This is a genomic window from Herbiconiux dendrobii (genome assembly GCF_052048175.1).
GTDB lineage: Bacteria > Actinomycetota > Actinomycetes > Actinomycetales > Microbacteriaceae > Herbiconiux.
Map to the genome: position 1 here is coordinate 328,646 of NZ_JBLZQV010000003.1, position 12,724 is coordinate 341,369.

Annotated in this window: 13 protein-coding genes; 4 read left to right on the top strand and 9 right to left on the bottom strand. The window is 70.1% G+C overall.

Annotated features, from left to right (window positions below; genetic code table 11):
- Positions 1–147 precede the first annotated feature (147 nt).
- The 3 genes from ACN4JJ_RS10470 to ACN4JJ_RS10480 all read left to right on the top strand — a co-directional run bounded on the left by ACN4JJ_RS10470 (position 148) and on the right by ACN4JJ_RS10480 (position 2,407).
- Entirely contained in the window at positions 148–1,392 is a 1,245-nt protein-coding gene (locus ACN4JJ_RS10470; protein WP_440709851.1) for a multidrug effflux MFS transporter, read from the top strand.
- Between the two features lie 47 nt (positions 1,393–1,439).
- Positions 1,440–1,919 (top strand): PPOX class F420-dependent oxidoreductase, encoded by a 480-nt coding sequence (locus ACN4JJ_RS10475; protein WP_440709852.1) that lies wholly within the window; start codon positions 1,440–1,442, stop codon positions 1,917–1,919.
- Between the two features lie 74 nt (positions 1,920–1,993).
- Positions 1,994–2,407, top strand: a complete 414-nt coding sequence (locus ACN4JJ_RS10480; protein ID WP_440709853.1) for a hypothetical protein — start codon at positions 1,994–1,996, stop codon at positions 2,405–2,407.
- Between the two features lie 42 nt (positions 2,408–2,449).
- Here the strand turns inward: ACN4JJ_RS10480 and ACN4JJ_RS10485 are convergent, their stop codons facing one another.
- From ACN4JJ_RS10485 to ACN4JJ_RS10520, 8 genes are read right to left on the bottom strand one after another with little or no spacing between them, the layout of a single operon-like run.
- Complete coding sequence (locus ACN4JJ_RS10485) at positions 2,450–3,427, bottom strand: DMT family transporter (protein WP_440709854.1); 978 nt, start codon at positions 3,425–3,427, stop codon at positions 2,450–2,452.
- A 12-nt stretch (positions 3,428–3,439) separates the two neighbouring features.
- Positions 3,440–4,510, bottom strand: coding sequence for an ABC transporter ATP-binding protein (locus ACN4JJ_RS10490; protein WP_440709855.1), 1,071 nt, complete (start codon positions 4,508–4,510; stop codon positions 3,440–3,442).
- Positions 4,511–4,525: 15 nt separating this feature from the next.
- Positions 4,526–5,341: a carbohydrate ABC transporter permease gene (locus ACN4JJ_RS10495; protein ID WP_440709856.1), complete on the bottom strand. Its 816-nt coding sequence runs from the start codon at positions 5,339–5,341 to the stop codon at positions 4,526–4,528.
- Positions 5,338–6,189: a carbohydrate ABC transporter permease gene (locus ACN4JJ_RS10500; protein WP_440709857.1), complete on the bottom strand. Its 852-nt coding sequence runs from the start codon at positions 6,187–6,189 to the stop codon at positions 5,338–5,340. The genes ACN4JJ_RS10495 and ACN4JJ_RS10500 overlap by 4 nt, the downstream gene beginning before the upstream one ends.
- 44 nt (positions 6,190–6,233) lie before the next feature.
- On the bottom strand, positions 6,234–7,544 hold the full coding sequence (locus tag ACN4JJ_RS10505) for an ABC transporter substrate-binding protein (protein WP_440709858.1): 1,311 nt from the start codon (positions 7,542–7,544) through the stop codon (positions 6,234–6,236).
- 42 nt (positions 7,545–7,586) lie between these two features.
- Positions 7,587–8,357, bottom strand: a complete 771-nt coding sequence (locus ACN4JJ_RS10510; RefSeq protein WP_440709859.1) for an SDR family NAD(P)-dependent oxidoreductase — start codon at positions 8,355–8,357, stop codon at positions 7,587–7,589.
- Complete coding sequence (locus tag ACN4JJ_RS10515; protein ID WP_440709860.1) at positions 8,354–9,838, bottom strand: FGGY-family carbohydrate kinase; 1,485 nt, start codon at positions 9,836–9,838, stop codon at positions 8,354–8,356. The genes ACN4JJ_RS10510 and ACN4JJ_RS10515 overlap by 4 nt, the downstream gene beginning before the upstream one ends.
- Complete coding sequence (locus tag ACN4JJ_RS10520) at positions 9,835–10,641, bottom strand: DeoR/GlpR family DNA-binding transcription regulator (RefSeq protein ID WP_440709861.1); 807 nt, start codon at positions 10,639–10,641, stop codon at positions 9,835–9,837. Before ACN4JJ_RS10520 ends, ACN4JJ_RS10515 begins: the two co-directional genes overlap by 4 nt.
- A 153-nt stretch (positions 10,642–10,794) precedes the next feature.
- Here ACN4JJ_RS10520 and ACN4JJ_RS10525 point away from each other — a divergent pair, with 153 nt between their 5' ends.
- Complete coding sequence (locus tag ACN4JJ_RS10525) at positions 10,795–11,622, top strand: BtpA/SgcQ family protein (protein ID WP_440709862.1); 828 nt, start codon at positions 10,795–10,797, stop codon at positions 11,620–11,622.
- Between the two features lie 61 nt (positions 11,623–11,683).
- On the opposite strand, the gene ACN4JJ_RS10530 is transcribed toward ACN4JJ_RS10525, so the two are convergent.
- Positions 11,684–12,604, bottom strand: a complete 921-nt coding sequence (locus tag ACN4JJ_RS10530; protein ID WP_440709863.1) for a hypothetical protein — start codon at positions 12,602–12,604, stop codon at positions 11,684–11,686.
- Positions 12,605–12,724 lie beyond the last annotated feature (120 nt).

Here is a 12,724-nt window from a genome sequence, read left to right on the forward strand (position 1 = left end):
GATCTGCCCCGAGGTCACACCCCGGGTGAGAGGGCGGGGTCATCCCGGTACTGCCAGACACTCTCACCGGTTCGCAGCCCGGGCGTACGGTCTCTGTATGGACAACCGCGACGCGAAGACGTTCCCCACGATGGCCGCAGACACCGCGTGAGCCGCGCACCCCGGCCCGGGCCTCCCCCGGGCGCCGCTCCGGCACGCATCCCCCTGCCGCTCTTCCTGGCGATCGCGTTCCTCTCCACCGTCGCCCCCGTCACCACCGACCTCTACCTGCCGTCGTTCCCTCAGCTCGCCGCCGACTTCGGGGTGGACGAGACGGGTGCGCAGCTCACCCTCACCGCCTCGCTGCTCGGGATCGGCGTCGGCCAGCTCATCCTGGGCCCCGCCTCGGACCGATTCGGCCGCCGCCGCCCCCTCATCGTCGGCGCCGCCATCTGCTGCGTGGCCGGTGCCGTCGCCGTCTTCTCCCCCACCCTCCCCGTGCTGATCGCCGCCCGCTTCGTGCAGGGAGCCACCGGCGCGGCCGGCATGGTCATCGGCCGGGCGGTCATCGCCGACATCGCCACCGGGGCCACGGCCGCCCGCGCGTTCAGCCTGGTCTTCACGATCGGCGGGATCGCCCCGATCGCGGGCCCCGTGATCGGCGGCTTCATCGCCGGCCCCCTCGGCTGGCGCGGTGCCCTCGTGATCGTCTTCGCCCTGACCGTCGGGATGCTCATAGTGGCCCTCGTCGCCATTCCGGAGACCCACCCCGCGGAGCGCCGCGAGCACTTCCGCCGGCGCGCCGCCGAAGACGGCTCCGCGCTCCGCGATCTGCGCTCACGTCGGTTCATCGGCAACGCCCTCATCTGCGCCTTCGCGTTCGCGGGCCTCATGGCCTACGTCTCCGCCGCCCCCTTCCTCTACCAAGACGTCATCGGGCTCGACGCGGCCCAGTTCGGGCTCGCGTTCGGCGCGAACTCCCTCGCGCTCGTCGCCGCAACCTTCCTCTCGTCGCGGCTGGCCGTGAGCTGGGCCCCACGGCGCATCCTCACCCTCGGGCTCATCGTCATGGCGGGGGCCATCGCATCCTTCGCCCTCGTGGCCCTCACCGGGATGCCGGCCGGGCTGATGGCCCTGTGCCTGCCGGTCTTCCTCGGCGGGTTCGGGCTCCTGCAGGGCAACGCGGTGGCCGCTGCGATCACCGCGGTGCCGCGCGCGGCCGGCACCGCGTCGGCGGTCATCGGCTTCACCCAGTTCGCCCTCGCCGGAGTGAGCACCGCCACCGTCGGAGCGGGAGCCGTGAGCCTGCCCGTGTCGCTCTCGATCGCCTTCGGCATCTGCCTCGCCGTGTTGTCCGCCGGGTTCGTGATCTCCCGTCAGCCCGAGCACGGGTCGCAGCGCACCGGGGAGTGATCTCGCGCCCCGCTGCACGACGCAGCGTCGTCGCCTACCGTTGACTCATGGCCAGAACCATCTCCACCACCACCGCGGTCGACCGCGACGGCATGCTCGAGTTCGTGCGACCCCGGCACCGGATGCTCGTCGCCACCACGCGCGCCGACGGGCGCCCCCAGATGTCGCCGGTCACCGGAGGGGTCGACGAGCAGGGCCGCATCGTCATCTCCACCTATCCGGGCCGGGCCAAGACGCGCAACGCCGAGCGCCGCTCCGCCGCCTCGGTGCTGGTGCTGTCGGACGACTGGAACGACGCCTGGATCCAGGTCGACGGCGACGCGGAGGTGCTCCACATGCCCGAGGCCGCCGACGGCCTGGTCGACTACTTCCGCTGCATCTCGGGCGAGCACCCCGACTGGCAGGAGTACCGCGAGGCGATGGCGCTGCAGGACAAGTCGCTGCTGCGCATCACCCCCACCCGGTGGAGCCCCGTCTCCACGGGCGGCTTCCCCGCCGACGTGGCGGAACGCCTCGACGCGCGCTGACCTCTTCAGGACGAGTCCTCAACCGGGCGCCCCGCGGGCCTGTCCGCAGGCTGCCCCGCCAGTAGCGTGAAAGCATGACCCGATCCGATCAGAGCCCCTCCGGCCCCACCCGCCGAGCCGTGCTGCACAGCGCCTGGGCCGCCCCGGTCGTGCTCGCTGCCATCGCCGCCCCGGCCGCCGCCGCTTCCGACCCGAAGCCGACGCTGACCGTGTTCTTCAGCTCCATCGGAGGCGGTGCCGGGTACGTCAACGTCAACCTCGCGGCCGCCGACGGCACCCCGCTGCGGCAGCAGTTCGCCATCGAGGGCAAAGATCCGGACACCTCCGCGTGGGTCACGGTGTTCCGCCCGTCGACCGACTCGACGGGCCACTTCGCGGGCACGATCCCCTCCGGAGTGGCCGCGGACTACGCCGCCGTGCGCGTCACCGCCTTCGTCGCCGGCTACGGCACCCTCGTCTCGCAGGAGCAGCCGCTCCCCTTCAGCTGACGACTCCCGCCAGACGGGGATCGATCGCACGGCCACCGGTCGCTAGCGGTCTGCGGGCGCGGCGGCTCCGGCCGCATCTCCCGCGACGGTCGCCGCGACCAGGCCCGCCATCGCGAGCACCAGCCCGGCCCAGCCGGACGGGGACAGCGCCTCGCCGATCAGGAAGACACCGAGCAGCGTGGCCACGACGGGCTCGAACAGCGTCAGCACCGACGCGGTCGAGGCGCTGACGTGCCGCAGGCCCCGCGCGTAGAGCAGGTAGCCGAGGGCCGTCGGGACGAGGCCGATGTAGAGCAGCACACCCCAGGCGGTCATCTCCGTGGGCGAGGGGACTCCGACAATCAGGGCGACACCCAGCAACGGGATCACCGTCAGTCCCTGAACGGCGCCGATGACCGGCCCGTCCCCCAGCCCGGCCGGCCGGCGGGCCGAGGGCAGGATGAGCCGTGAGGTCGCGATGGTGAACACGGCGTAGGCGATGCCGGCCACGACGGCGATCGCCGATCCGACGGCCAGCTGTGCGGGGTCGACGGCGTGCCCCGCCGAGGCCTGCCGCCCGGTCACCAGCAGTGCCCCGCCGACGAGGGTGAGAGCGGCCGCCGCCAGCCATCGCCGCCCGGGCCGCGTCGAGGTGGTGACCGCCTCGATCGCCCCGACGACGATCGGCGCGGAGACGATGGCGATGACCGTGCCGACCGCGACGCCCGCCAGCGCCATCCCCGAGAAGAAGGCGAGGATGTAGACGCCGAGGCATCCGGCCGCCAGCGCCAGGAGGGGCCCGGCTCCCGGAGCACGGAACACCCGTCCCATCCCGCGGGCCGTGACCGCTCCGAGCACGATCCCCGACACGGCGAGCGTGAGCGCGCCCACCGCCAGCGGGCTGATCTCGGGCACCAGGGCCGCAGCCGCGCCCGAGGTGCCCCACACCGTCGCGGCGCCGAGCACCCAGAACCCGCCGCGCCCGCGTCGCGCCGGCCCGGGCCGCACGGCCGCGGATGCTCTCGGCGCACCCGAACTCACGCGGTCACGCGGTCACTCGGGCAGACGCTCGCCGGAGGCAAGGTCGAACAGGTGCCAGCTGCCGGGGCGCACGCGCACGCTCACCGTCGACGACTCCGTCACGCCGGACAGGTTCGAGGCCTCCACCACGCTGGTGAGAGCGATACCCGCGGCGTCGAGCGAGACGATCGCGCGCGGCCCGAGCAGTTCGACCAGACCGACCGAGGCGGGAGTCCCGACCGAGGCAGTGCCGCCGGTCTCCACCACGAGGTCGTCCGGCCGCACGCCGAGCGTCACGGGCCCGTCCGGGCTGTCGGTTCCGAGCTCGAAGCGCAGCCCGCCCTCGGCCACGAAGACACCCCGGGCGATCTCGCCGTCGATCAGGTTCATCTTGGGGCTGCCGACGAACGCCGCGACGAACGTGTTCGCCGGCCGGCCGTAGACCTCGAGCGGTGTGCCCTGCTGCGCGATCTTGCCCTCCCGCATGACGACCATCCGGTCGGAGAGGGTCATGGCCTCCTCCTGGTCGTGGGTCACGTAGAGCGAGGTGATGCCGAGCCGGCGCTGGATCTGCAACAGCTCGGTGCGGGTCTCGACCCGGAGCTTGGCATCCAGGTTGCTGAGCGGTTCGTCGAACAGGAAGACCGACGGCTGACGGATGATCGCCCGGCCGATGGCCACGCGCTGCTGCTGACCGCCGGAGAGATCCTTGGGCTTGCGGTCGAGCAGGTGGGTGAGGCCGAGCGACTCCGCCACCTCGTCGGCGCGCCGGCGCGCGGAGGCCCGCGACTCCTTCGTGGCGCGGAGCGGGAAGGCGATGTTCTCGCGCACGCTCAGATGCGGGTACAGCGCATAGTTCTGAAAGACCATCGCCACGTCGCGGTCCTTGGGTTCGAGCCGGGTCACCGTCTTGTCGCCGATCGCGATCTCGCCGGAGGTGATCGGCTCGAGCCCCGCGAGCATCCGCAGGGAGGTCGACTTGCCGCAGCCGGAGGGCCCGACCAAGACGGTCAGCGAGCCGTCGGGGAGCTCGAGATTGAGGTCCTCGACGATCTGCGTCTGACCGTAGCTCTTGTTGACGTTCGTGAATGTGACTGTTGCCATGAGATTCCACCAGACCTAAGACTTGACCGCGCCACCGCTGATGCCCTGGACGAGCTTGCGCTGGATGAAGAAACTGGCGATGACCACGGGGATCACCGCGATGAGGATGGCTGCGCTCATCGACCCGAGCTGCACACCCCGGAAGGTGTTGAAGCCCGCGATCGCCACCGGGAGGATCGCCGCCTTGCCCGGGGCCAGGATGAGCCCGTAGAACATGTCGTTCCACGACAGCGTGAAGCCGAAGATGGCCGCCGCCCCGATGCCGGGCAGCACCTGAGGGAGCACGACGCGCCAGAACGCGCCGAACCGGCTGAACCCGTCGACCCGGGCCTGCTCCTCGAGGGAGCGCGGCACCGCTTCGAAGAAGCCGATCAGGAACCAGGTGACCACCGGCAGCACGAAGCTGAGGTGCGCGAAGATCACCGGAACGAGGGTGTCGTTGAGCCTCAGCGCGTAGGCCATCGTGAGGAAGGGGAACACCAGCACCGCCGGCGGGAGCACCTGGGCGGCCAGCATCCCGAACCGCGTCGCGGTGCCTCCGGCGCGGTACTTGGCGATCACGTAGGCGCCCATGCTGCCGACCACCACGCTGATGGCCACCGTGGTCAGACCCACGATCGCGCTGCGCCCGGCGGCATCCAGGATGCCCGACGACAGCACGTTCTGCCAGCTCTCGAAGCTGGGTGCGAACACCACGAGGTTCGGGTCGTTCAGCTGCGCCGGCGTCTTCAGGCTCGCCAGGGCGATCCAGATCATCGGGAAGAGCACGAAGATCGCCGCCGCCCACAGCAGGGCGATCCTCGCGATCGCCAGTCCGCTCACTCGTCTCATGCGCTCTTGTTCCTCTCGAGGCGGCGGAAGGCGATCACGATCACCGTCAGCACGACGGCCAGCACCACGAACGCCATCGACGACGCCTCTCCCAGCCGGAAGAACTGGATGCCGGTCTGGTAGGTGAAGTACTGGATCGTCTGCGTCTCGGTGCCCGGACCGCCGCGCGTGGTGGCGTACACGTACTCGAACACCTTGAGGGCGTCGAGCGCCCGGAGCAGGATCGCGACCACCAGCACGGGTGCCAGCAGCGGCAGCACGATGCGCCGGAAGATGTACCAGGGCGTCCCGCCGTCGACCCGGGCGGCCTCGAGCGGCTGCTTGGGGATCGACTCGAGACCGGCCAGGAGCAGCAGCACCATGAACGGCGTCCACTGCCACACGTCGATGAACGCGAGCGTGAACAGGGCTCGGCCCGGGCCGAAGAAGTCGTAGCTGATGCCGATGCCCCGCAGCAGCTCCGGGATGGCGCCGATCTGATCGTTCAGCAGGAAGCGGAACGTCAGGCCGACGGCGATCGGGGTGATGAACATCGGCGCCAGCAGCATCGACCGCGTCACGTCCCGCGCCCACTTCTGCTTCTGCAGCGAGAGCGCGATGGCCAGGCCGATCACGAGCTCGAGGCCGACGGCCACCACCACGTAGAGCGCGGTGACGCCGAACGCCTCCCAGAACGACGGGTTGGTGAAGGTCGACAGGTAGTTGTCGAATCCCACCAGGTCGGGGGCCCCACGGTCGGTGAGCTTGTAGTCGGTGAAGCTGAGATAGAGGGCGTACAGCAGGGGGAACCCGACGACCGCGATGAACACGGCCACCAGGGGTGCGAGCATCCCGTATTTGAATCTCACGACTCGGAGCCTCTCCGCATCGTCGGTCGTCGGATCCCCATGCCTCAGCCCTGGGTCTTCTCGGCGGCGGCCTGAGCGTCGCGCAGCGCGTCGTCGACGCTCTTCGTGCCGGCCACCGCCTCGTTCAGCTCGGTGCCGACGGCCTGGATCATCTCCTCGCCGCCCGCACCCTGGCTGAGCGGCGCCGCGTCGGACAGGATCTGCTTCACGGCCTCGTAGTAGTCGGCGCCGAAGCCGTCTTCGAGCACCGCCGGGTCGTCGAGGGTGCTCTCACGGATGGCCGCACCGCCCGCGCTCACGCGCTCGACGTCGACGGCCTTCGAGGTGATCCACGAGGCGAACGCCCATGCCGCGTCGGGCGCACCCGAGTTGGTGGGGATGGCCCAGCTCCAGGCGCCGAGCACCTGCTTGCCACCGGGCATCGGAGCCAGCTTGAACTGGCCGGCGAGGGCACCGGATGCTCCGGCCGGGTCGTTCAGCGCCGGCAGGTTCCAGTTGTAGCTGATCATCGACGCGGCTTCGCCGCTGGAGACCGAGCGGAACGCCTCGTCGAACGCCCAGTTCAGGCTGTTGGCCGGGGCGGCGTTCTGGTAGGCGGTGATGTAGGCCTCGAGTGCGGCCTTAGCCTCGGGGGTGTCGAGGGTGATGTTGCCCTCGTCGTCGTAGATCGATCCGCCGGCCGCGAAGAGCCAGTTCGCCCACTCCTCGAAGATCTTGTAGCCGCGCTGGGGCTGCATGGCGATCCCCGCGCGGTCGGCCGTCTTCAGCGCCGTGACGTCGGAGACGAGCTCGTCGAGCGTGGTCGGAACCGCGAGGCCGGCGGCGTCGTAGTCGGCGGTGTTGTAGAGGTAGCCGAGCGCGTAGTTGTAGAAGGGCACGCCGTAGCGCACGTCGTCGACCGTGGTGATGGCCGTCAGCGGCGCGAAGAAGTCGTCCGGGTCGTAGTCGGTGGTGGAGTCGATGCGCTCGTCGAGCGGCTCGAGGAAGCCGGCCTGGGCGAAGTCGACCATCCACGGGTTGTCGGCCACGATCAGGTCGTAGGCGGGGTCGGGCGACTGGAACGAGGAGACCAGCTTGTCGCGCATCTGGTCGAAGGTGAGCGACTCGATGTCGATGGTGATGTCGGGGTAGACCGTGTTGAACTCGGTGACGAGGTCTTTGACGATGTCGGTGTCCGGCACGTTCTCCATCAGGATGCGGACGGTGCCGCTGGTGTCCTTCGGGATGTCTCCGAGGCCGGAGGAGGTGACCTCGGCGGGACCGCCGGAGCCCGCGCAGGCGGTTGCCATGAGCGCGACGGCCCCGGCCAGGGCGACGCCGGCGGCGAAACGACCGGACTTCTTTCTGAGTGACATGAGGGTCCTTTGCTGATGTGTGAGCGGGGGTGCGGGTGGGGGTCAGTCCATGAAGGCGCCGCCGTTGATGGCGAGCGCCTCTCCGGTCATGAAGGCGGAGTCCTCGCCGAGCAGGAAGGCCACGACGCGCGCGACGTCCTCCGGCTCCTCGAGCCGGCCCAGCGGGGTGTCGTCGATCCAGAGCTGCTTGACGGCCTCGGGTTCGGTGCCGCGCAGGCTCGCCTCCCAGGCGAGCTCGCGTTGCTGCATCGGAGTCGCCACGTAACCGGGGCAGATGCTGTTCACCCGGATGCCGTGCTCGGCGAGCTCGAACGCCATCGCCTGGGTGAGGCCCACCACGCCGAACTTCGAGGCGACGTAGTCGGCCAGGAAGGGCACCTTGCCCTGCTTGCCGGCCATGGATGCGGTGTTGACGATGGCGCCGCGGCGCCCGGTGCGCACCATGGCGCGCGCGGCGGCCTGGCCGCACACGAACACGCCCTTGAGGTTGATCTCGAGGGTCTTGTCGTACTTCTCGATCGGCAGCTCGAGAAAGCGCTGCATGAACGAGATGCCGGCGTTGCTGACCCACGCGTCCAGGCCGAGGCGGTCGGCCACGTCGTCGGCCACCTGCGCGGCGGCGGCGGGATCGCTGACGTTCAGCACGGCCGACTCGTGGGCCTGACCGGCGCTGGAGTCGAGCCCGGCCGCCGCAGTGGCGGCCGCCTCGCCGTTGATGTCGGTGACCACGACCTGCCAGCCCCGGGCGGCGAGGGTGGCCGCGATGGTGCGGCCGATTCCGGATCCTGCTCCGGTGACGACGACGGTCTTCATGCTCGGGTTCTCCTTGCGATCGAGTGCGAGATGGGAGCGACGGCCGCGCCGAGCTCCCGCCATTCCTGGTAGGCGCGGTCGTACACCGCGACCTTCTGCGGGTCGGGGACGACGGGCGCCCCCAGGGTGATGAAGCGGGAGGTCTCGCTCCAGTCGTCGAGGGCGCCGATCCCCACCGCGGCGATCAGGGCCGCGCCCAGAGAGGCTCCCGGGTGGTCGACCACGGGGAACATCTCGGTGCCGAGCACCTCGGCGTGGATCTGCTTCCACAGGGTCGACTTGCTGCCGCCGTTGGTGATGGAGACCCGGCCGAGGTCGATCCCCATGTCGCGGAACACCTCGACGTGGTGCCGGAACCCGAAGGCGATGGCCTCGAGCACCGAGCGGTACAGATCGGCCTTGGTGTGCCCGAGGTGGAGCCCGGCGAAGGTGCCACGGAGGTCGGGGTCGTGGATCGGGCTCTTCTCCCCCAAGAAGTAGGGCAGGCAGAGCACCTCCGCAGGCCGGCTGTCCGTCGCCGCGCGGTCGAGGTCGGCGAGCGGCTCACCGCCGATCAGCCCTTGGTACCAGCGGATGAGGCTGCCGCTCGTGGCCATGCATCCGTTGGGCAGCCACCGGCCGGGCACCGGGTGGGCATCCAGGTAGAGGCGTTCGTCGACCACCGGCGTATCGCTGGCCACCAGGATGTCACCGGCGCCGCCGAGCTTCACGAGCCAGTCGCCCGGCTTCTCCACTCCCGCGGCGAACGCCGACAGCACGTGGTCGGCGCCGCCCACGACGAGGGCGGTTCCGGGGGTCAGCCCGGTGCGCTCGGCGAGTTCGGGGCTGAGCGAGCCGGCGCGGGTCCCGGGCGCGAGCACGGGCGGGAGGAGCGTCGCATCCAGGCCCGCCGCATCCAGCACCCGCTCGACCCGCTCGCCGCCGATCGTGAAAAGGCCCGACTCGAGGGCCCAGTTCTGCTCGACGTGGGGATCGGCGCCCAGCGCCATCAGCACCCAGTCGTACGACCCGACGATGTAGCGCGCCGAGGCGAGATCGGCCGGCCGGTGCTGGTGGAACCAGGCGATGGTGGGCGCCACCGACTGCTGGGTGAGAGCGGCTCCGGTGAGCGTCACCAGGTCGAGGTCGGCGAGCTGCTCCGCCAGCGTCTCGATCTGGTCGTTCGCCCGGGCGTCGTTCTGCAGGAGGGCTCGGCCGATCGGCCGGCGGTCGGCGTCGACCAGGATGACGGCGGGCACCATGCCCGAGGTGGCGACGGCGCCGATGGTGTCGGCGGGTACACCGGAGACCGCCAGGATCTCGCGGATCGAGTCGACGACGTTCTCGAGCCACTGCAGCGGGTCGGCCTCGGCGTGCCCGGCGTGGGGACTGAACAGGGTGGCTTCGCGCGAGGCCTGGGCGACGATGCCGCCCTGCACGTCGAGCAGGATCGTCTTGGTGCCGGTGGTGCCGATGTCGATCCCGATGGTGTGGCGGGTCATGCGCTCTCGCCCCGATCCGAGGCCCAGGCGGCGGGCCCGGGCACGCACACCACTTCGACACCGAGGGAGCGCGCCCCCACCAGTGCGGCGTGGTCGGACGGGCCGTCGGTGACGATGGCCGTCACGGCGCTGAGGGGTGCCACGCTGACGAGCTGAACGCGGCCGAGCTTCGTCTCGTCGGCCACCACGATCACGCGGTCGGCCGCTTTGACGGCTGCGCGCTTCACGCTGCCCTCCTCCCGGTGGTACTCGGAGACACCGCGTGCCGGGTCGACACCGGCGATCCCCATCACGTAGGTGTCGCAGTTGTAGCGGGTGAAGATCTCCTCGGTCTCCGAACCGATCAGGCTCAGCTCACCCGGCCGCACCCGGCCGCCGGCCAGCAGCACGACGGTGTCGGGTTCATCGGCGAGCTCCAGGGCCACGAGGATGCTGGGGGTGACGACCGTGAGGCCGAGCCCGCGACCCTTGATGGCCTTGGCGACGGCGAGCACCGAACTGCCGCTGTCGAGGATGACGGTCTCCCGCGGGTGCAGAAGCTCCACGGCGGCCTCGGCGATGTGCATCTTGCCCTCGGCGGCCTCGGCCGCGCGGGTCTCGAACGAGGGCTCGGCCGCCTTGCCGTTGGAGAGGATGGCGCCGCCCACCACGCGGCGCACCACGCCGGATGCCTCGAGCGCCTCGATGTCGCGCCGGATGGTCATCTCGGAGACCTGGAACTCGCCGGCGAGCGTGGCGAAGTCGATCTCGCCCTCGGCCAGCACGCGCTGTTCGATCAATGCCCTGCGGGTCTTAGCTGCCATAGCTTCATCAAAACCAATGTTTGTTACTGATTCACACGAAGAGTGTTTCAAACATGTAAATTCGCATCATTTCGATCCAATGTATGTGAATATATGACATGTATCTCGTCGCGTCCAGTGCGACGCACGCATGTTTGAACGAAAGGCTCTGCCATGAGCGACTGGCTCGGATCTGTCTTCCCCGCGGCGAAACCCGTCATCGCGATGCTGCACCTGTCGGCCCTGCCCGGCGACCCCGGATTCGACAGCGCCGCGGGCATCCGCGCCGTCGTCGAGCGCGCGAAGGGGGAGCTCGCCGACCTGCAGGAGGGCGGGGTCGACGGCATCCTGATCTCGAACGAGTTCAGCCTGCCCTACCTCACGAAGACCGAGCCCATCACGGCGATCAGCATGGCCCGCATCATCGGCGAGCTGCTGGACGACATCACCGTCCCCTACGGCGTCAACGTGCTCTGGGACGGGCGCGCCTCCATCGATCTCGCGGTCGCCACGGGTGCCCAGTACGTGCGTGAAATCTTCACAGGCGTCTACGCGAGCGACTTCGGTCTGTGGAACACCAACGTGGGCGAGGTCGCCCGCCACCGCGCGCGCATCGGTGGCGCCGGTGTGAAGCTGTTCTTCAACATCGTTCCCGAGTCGGCCAAGTACCTCGCCGACCGCGACCTCACCTCGATCACCGAGACGACGGTGTTCGCCACCCTCCCCGACGCGATCTGCGTCTCAGGCCTGACGGCGGGTGCTCCCACCGACACCCAGGCGCTGGCCACGGTCAAGGCGGCGGCCGGCACCGTTCCCGTCTTCGTGAACACGGGCGTTCGGGCTCACAACATCGGCGACCAGCTCGCAGTCGCCGACGGCGCGATCATCGGCACATACTTCAAGAAGGATGGCGTGTTCGAGAACGCCGTCGACCTGGCGCGCGTGCACGAGCTCATGGGTGCGGCGCGGGATGCCCGTACCGCCCTCTCCCGCGCGGAGTAGTCCGGAGCGCTCCCGGTATACGGGAGCATCCGCTCCCGTTAACCGGACGAGCGGGTGACGGCTAGGCGGGAACGATGCTCAGGTCGGCCTGAACCGGAATCGCGGCCCCGACGCTCAGGATCACACCCGGTGAGACGGCGGTGGTGCCGGCTCCGAGCGTGTACTCGAAGTCGTAGACACCCTCCGCGACCGAGTCGATCTCGAAGCCCGTCATGCCGGTCTGCGGATCGGTGACGTCGGACCAGCCCGCCGCCATCACCACCGTCGTGCCCGCCGGGAACGGCGGGGTCTGGAACGGCGGCGGGAACTGGCTGAGGTCGGCGATGATCCCCCGCCGACCGACGGCGTAGGAGTTTCGCGGCACCGTGAGCCGGAGGATCGTCGTGGTGCCGAACGCGGCGGGGTCGGGGATCCATTCGAGCGTCGGCTCTGGGCCGAAGCCGACTCTGATGGTCGCAGTGAGCGAGCCGGGCTCCTCGTCGTTCGAGTAGGTCGCCACGGCCGTGTAGGGACCTGACCGCTCACCCCATTGATCGACGGTGAAGTAGGTGCTGCCGCCGTTCACTCCCCCGGCCGGCGAGGTGAGCACCCCCGTGGCCGCGCCGAAGTCGGGGACGTAGGTCCATCGCCCGGCACCGATCGTCGGCGGGATCGGCCCGTCGTCCAGCATCGTCACGACGATGGTCGCCGCGCTGCCGATGCCCGGTGACCCGACCGGGAGCGTGAGGGTGAGCAGCGACGACTGGCCCTGAATTCCCTCCGCCTCCGACCAGGAGAACGACGCGTCGGGCTGCCCGCCGCCGCTGGCCGCGGCAAGGGGCGCGGCGACGCTGGCGACGATCACCGGCGCCGCCCAGGCAGCCCCGATCACGGTGCGTCGCGAGAAGCCACCGGGGCGGGCATCCGTGGGCGTGGAGGTTGGCGTGGGCGTCGAGAACAGAGCGGCGAGCGATGCCATCGGCTCGCGGAATCCTTCGGGCATCCTCCCACTCTCTGGGACACCACCCCGAGCGACCAGACCCTCTTCAGGCCATGTCCGCAAGAGGGCATCCCCTCCCCCGGCAGGCGATCCACGCACCGCGAATTCTTTCGAGACATCGTG

What these genes read in the sequence shown, in the direction of transcription:
- ACN4JJ_RS10530 (WP_440709863.1), bottom strand. Translation starts at nt 12,604, where the DNA reads ATGCCCGAAGGATTCCGCGAGCCGATGGCATCGCTCGCCGCTCTGTTC.
- ACN4JJ_RS10525 (WP_440709862.1), top strand. Translation starts at nt 10,795, where the DNA reads ATGAGCGACTGGCTCGGATCTGTCTTCCCCGCGGCGAAACCCGTCATC.
- ACN4JJ_RS10505 (WP_440709858.1), bottom strand. Translation starts at nt 7,544, where the DNA reads ATGTCACTCAGAAAGAAGTCCGGTCGTTTCGCCGCCGGCGTCGCCCTG.
- ACN4JJ_RS10475 (WP_440709852.1), top strand. Translation starts at nt 1,440, where the DNA reads ATGGCCAGAACCATCTCCACCACCACCGCGGTCGACCGCGACGGCATG.
- ACN4JJ_RS10490 (WP_440709855.1), bottom strand. Translation starts at nt 4,510, where the DNA reads ATGGCAACAGTCACATTCACGAACGTCAACAAGAGCTACGGTCAGACG.
- ACN4JJ_RS10515 (WP_440709860.1), bottom strand. Translation starts at nt 9,838, where the DNA reads ATGACCCGCCACACCATCGGGATCGACATCGGCACCACCGGCACCAAG.
- ACN4JJ_RS10510 (WP_440709859.1), bottom strand. Translation starts at nt 8,357, where the DNA reads ATGAAGACCGTCGTCGTCACCGGAGCAGGATCCGGAATCGGCCGCACC.
- ACN4JJ_RS10495 (WP_440709856.1), bottom strand. Translation starts at nt 5,341, where the DNA reads ATGAGACGAGTGAGCGGACTGGCGATCGCGAGGATCGCCCTGCTGTGG.
- ACN4JJ_RS10520 (WP_440709861.1), bottom strand. Translation starts at nt 10,641, where the DNA reads ATGGCAGCTAAGACCCGCAGGGCATTGATCGAACAGCGCGTGCTGGCC.
- ACN4JJ_RS10480 (WP_440709853.1), top strand. Translation starts at nt 1,994, where the DNA reads ATGACCCGATCCGATCAGAGCCCCTCCGGCCCCACCCGCCGAGCCGTG.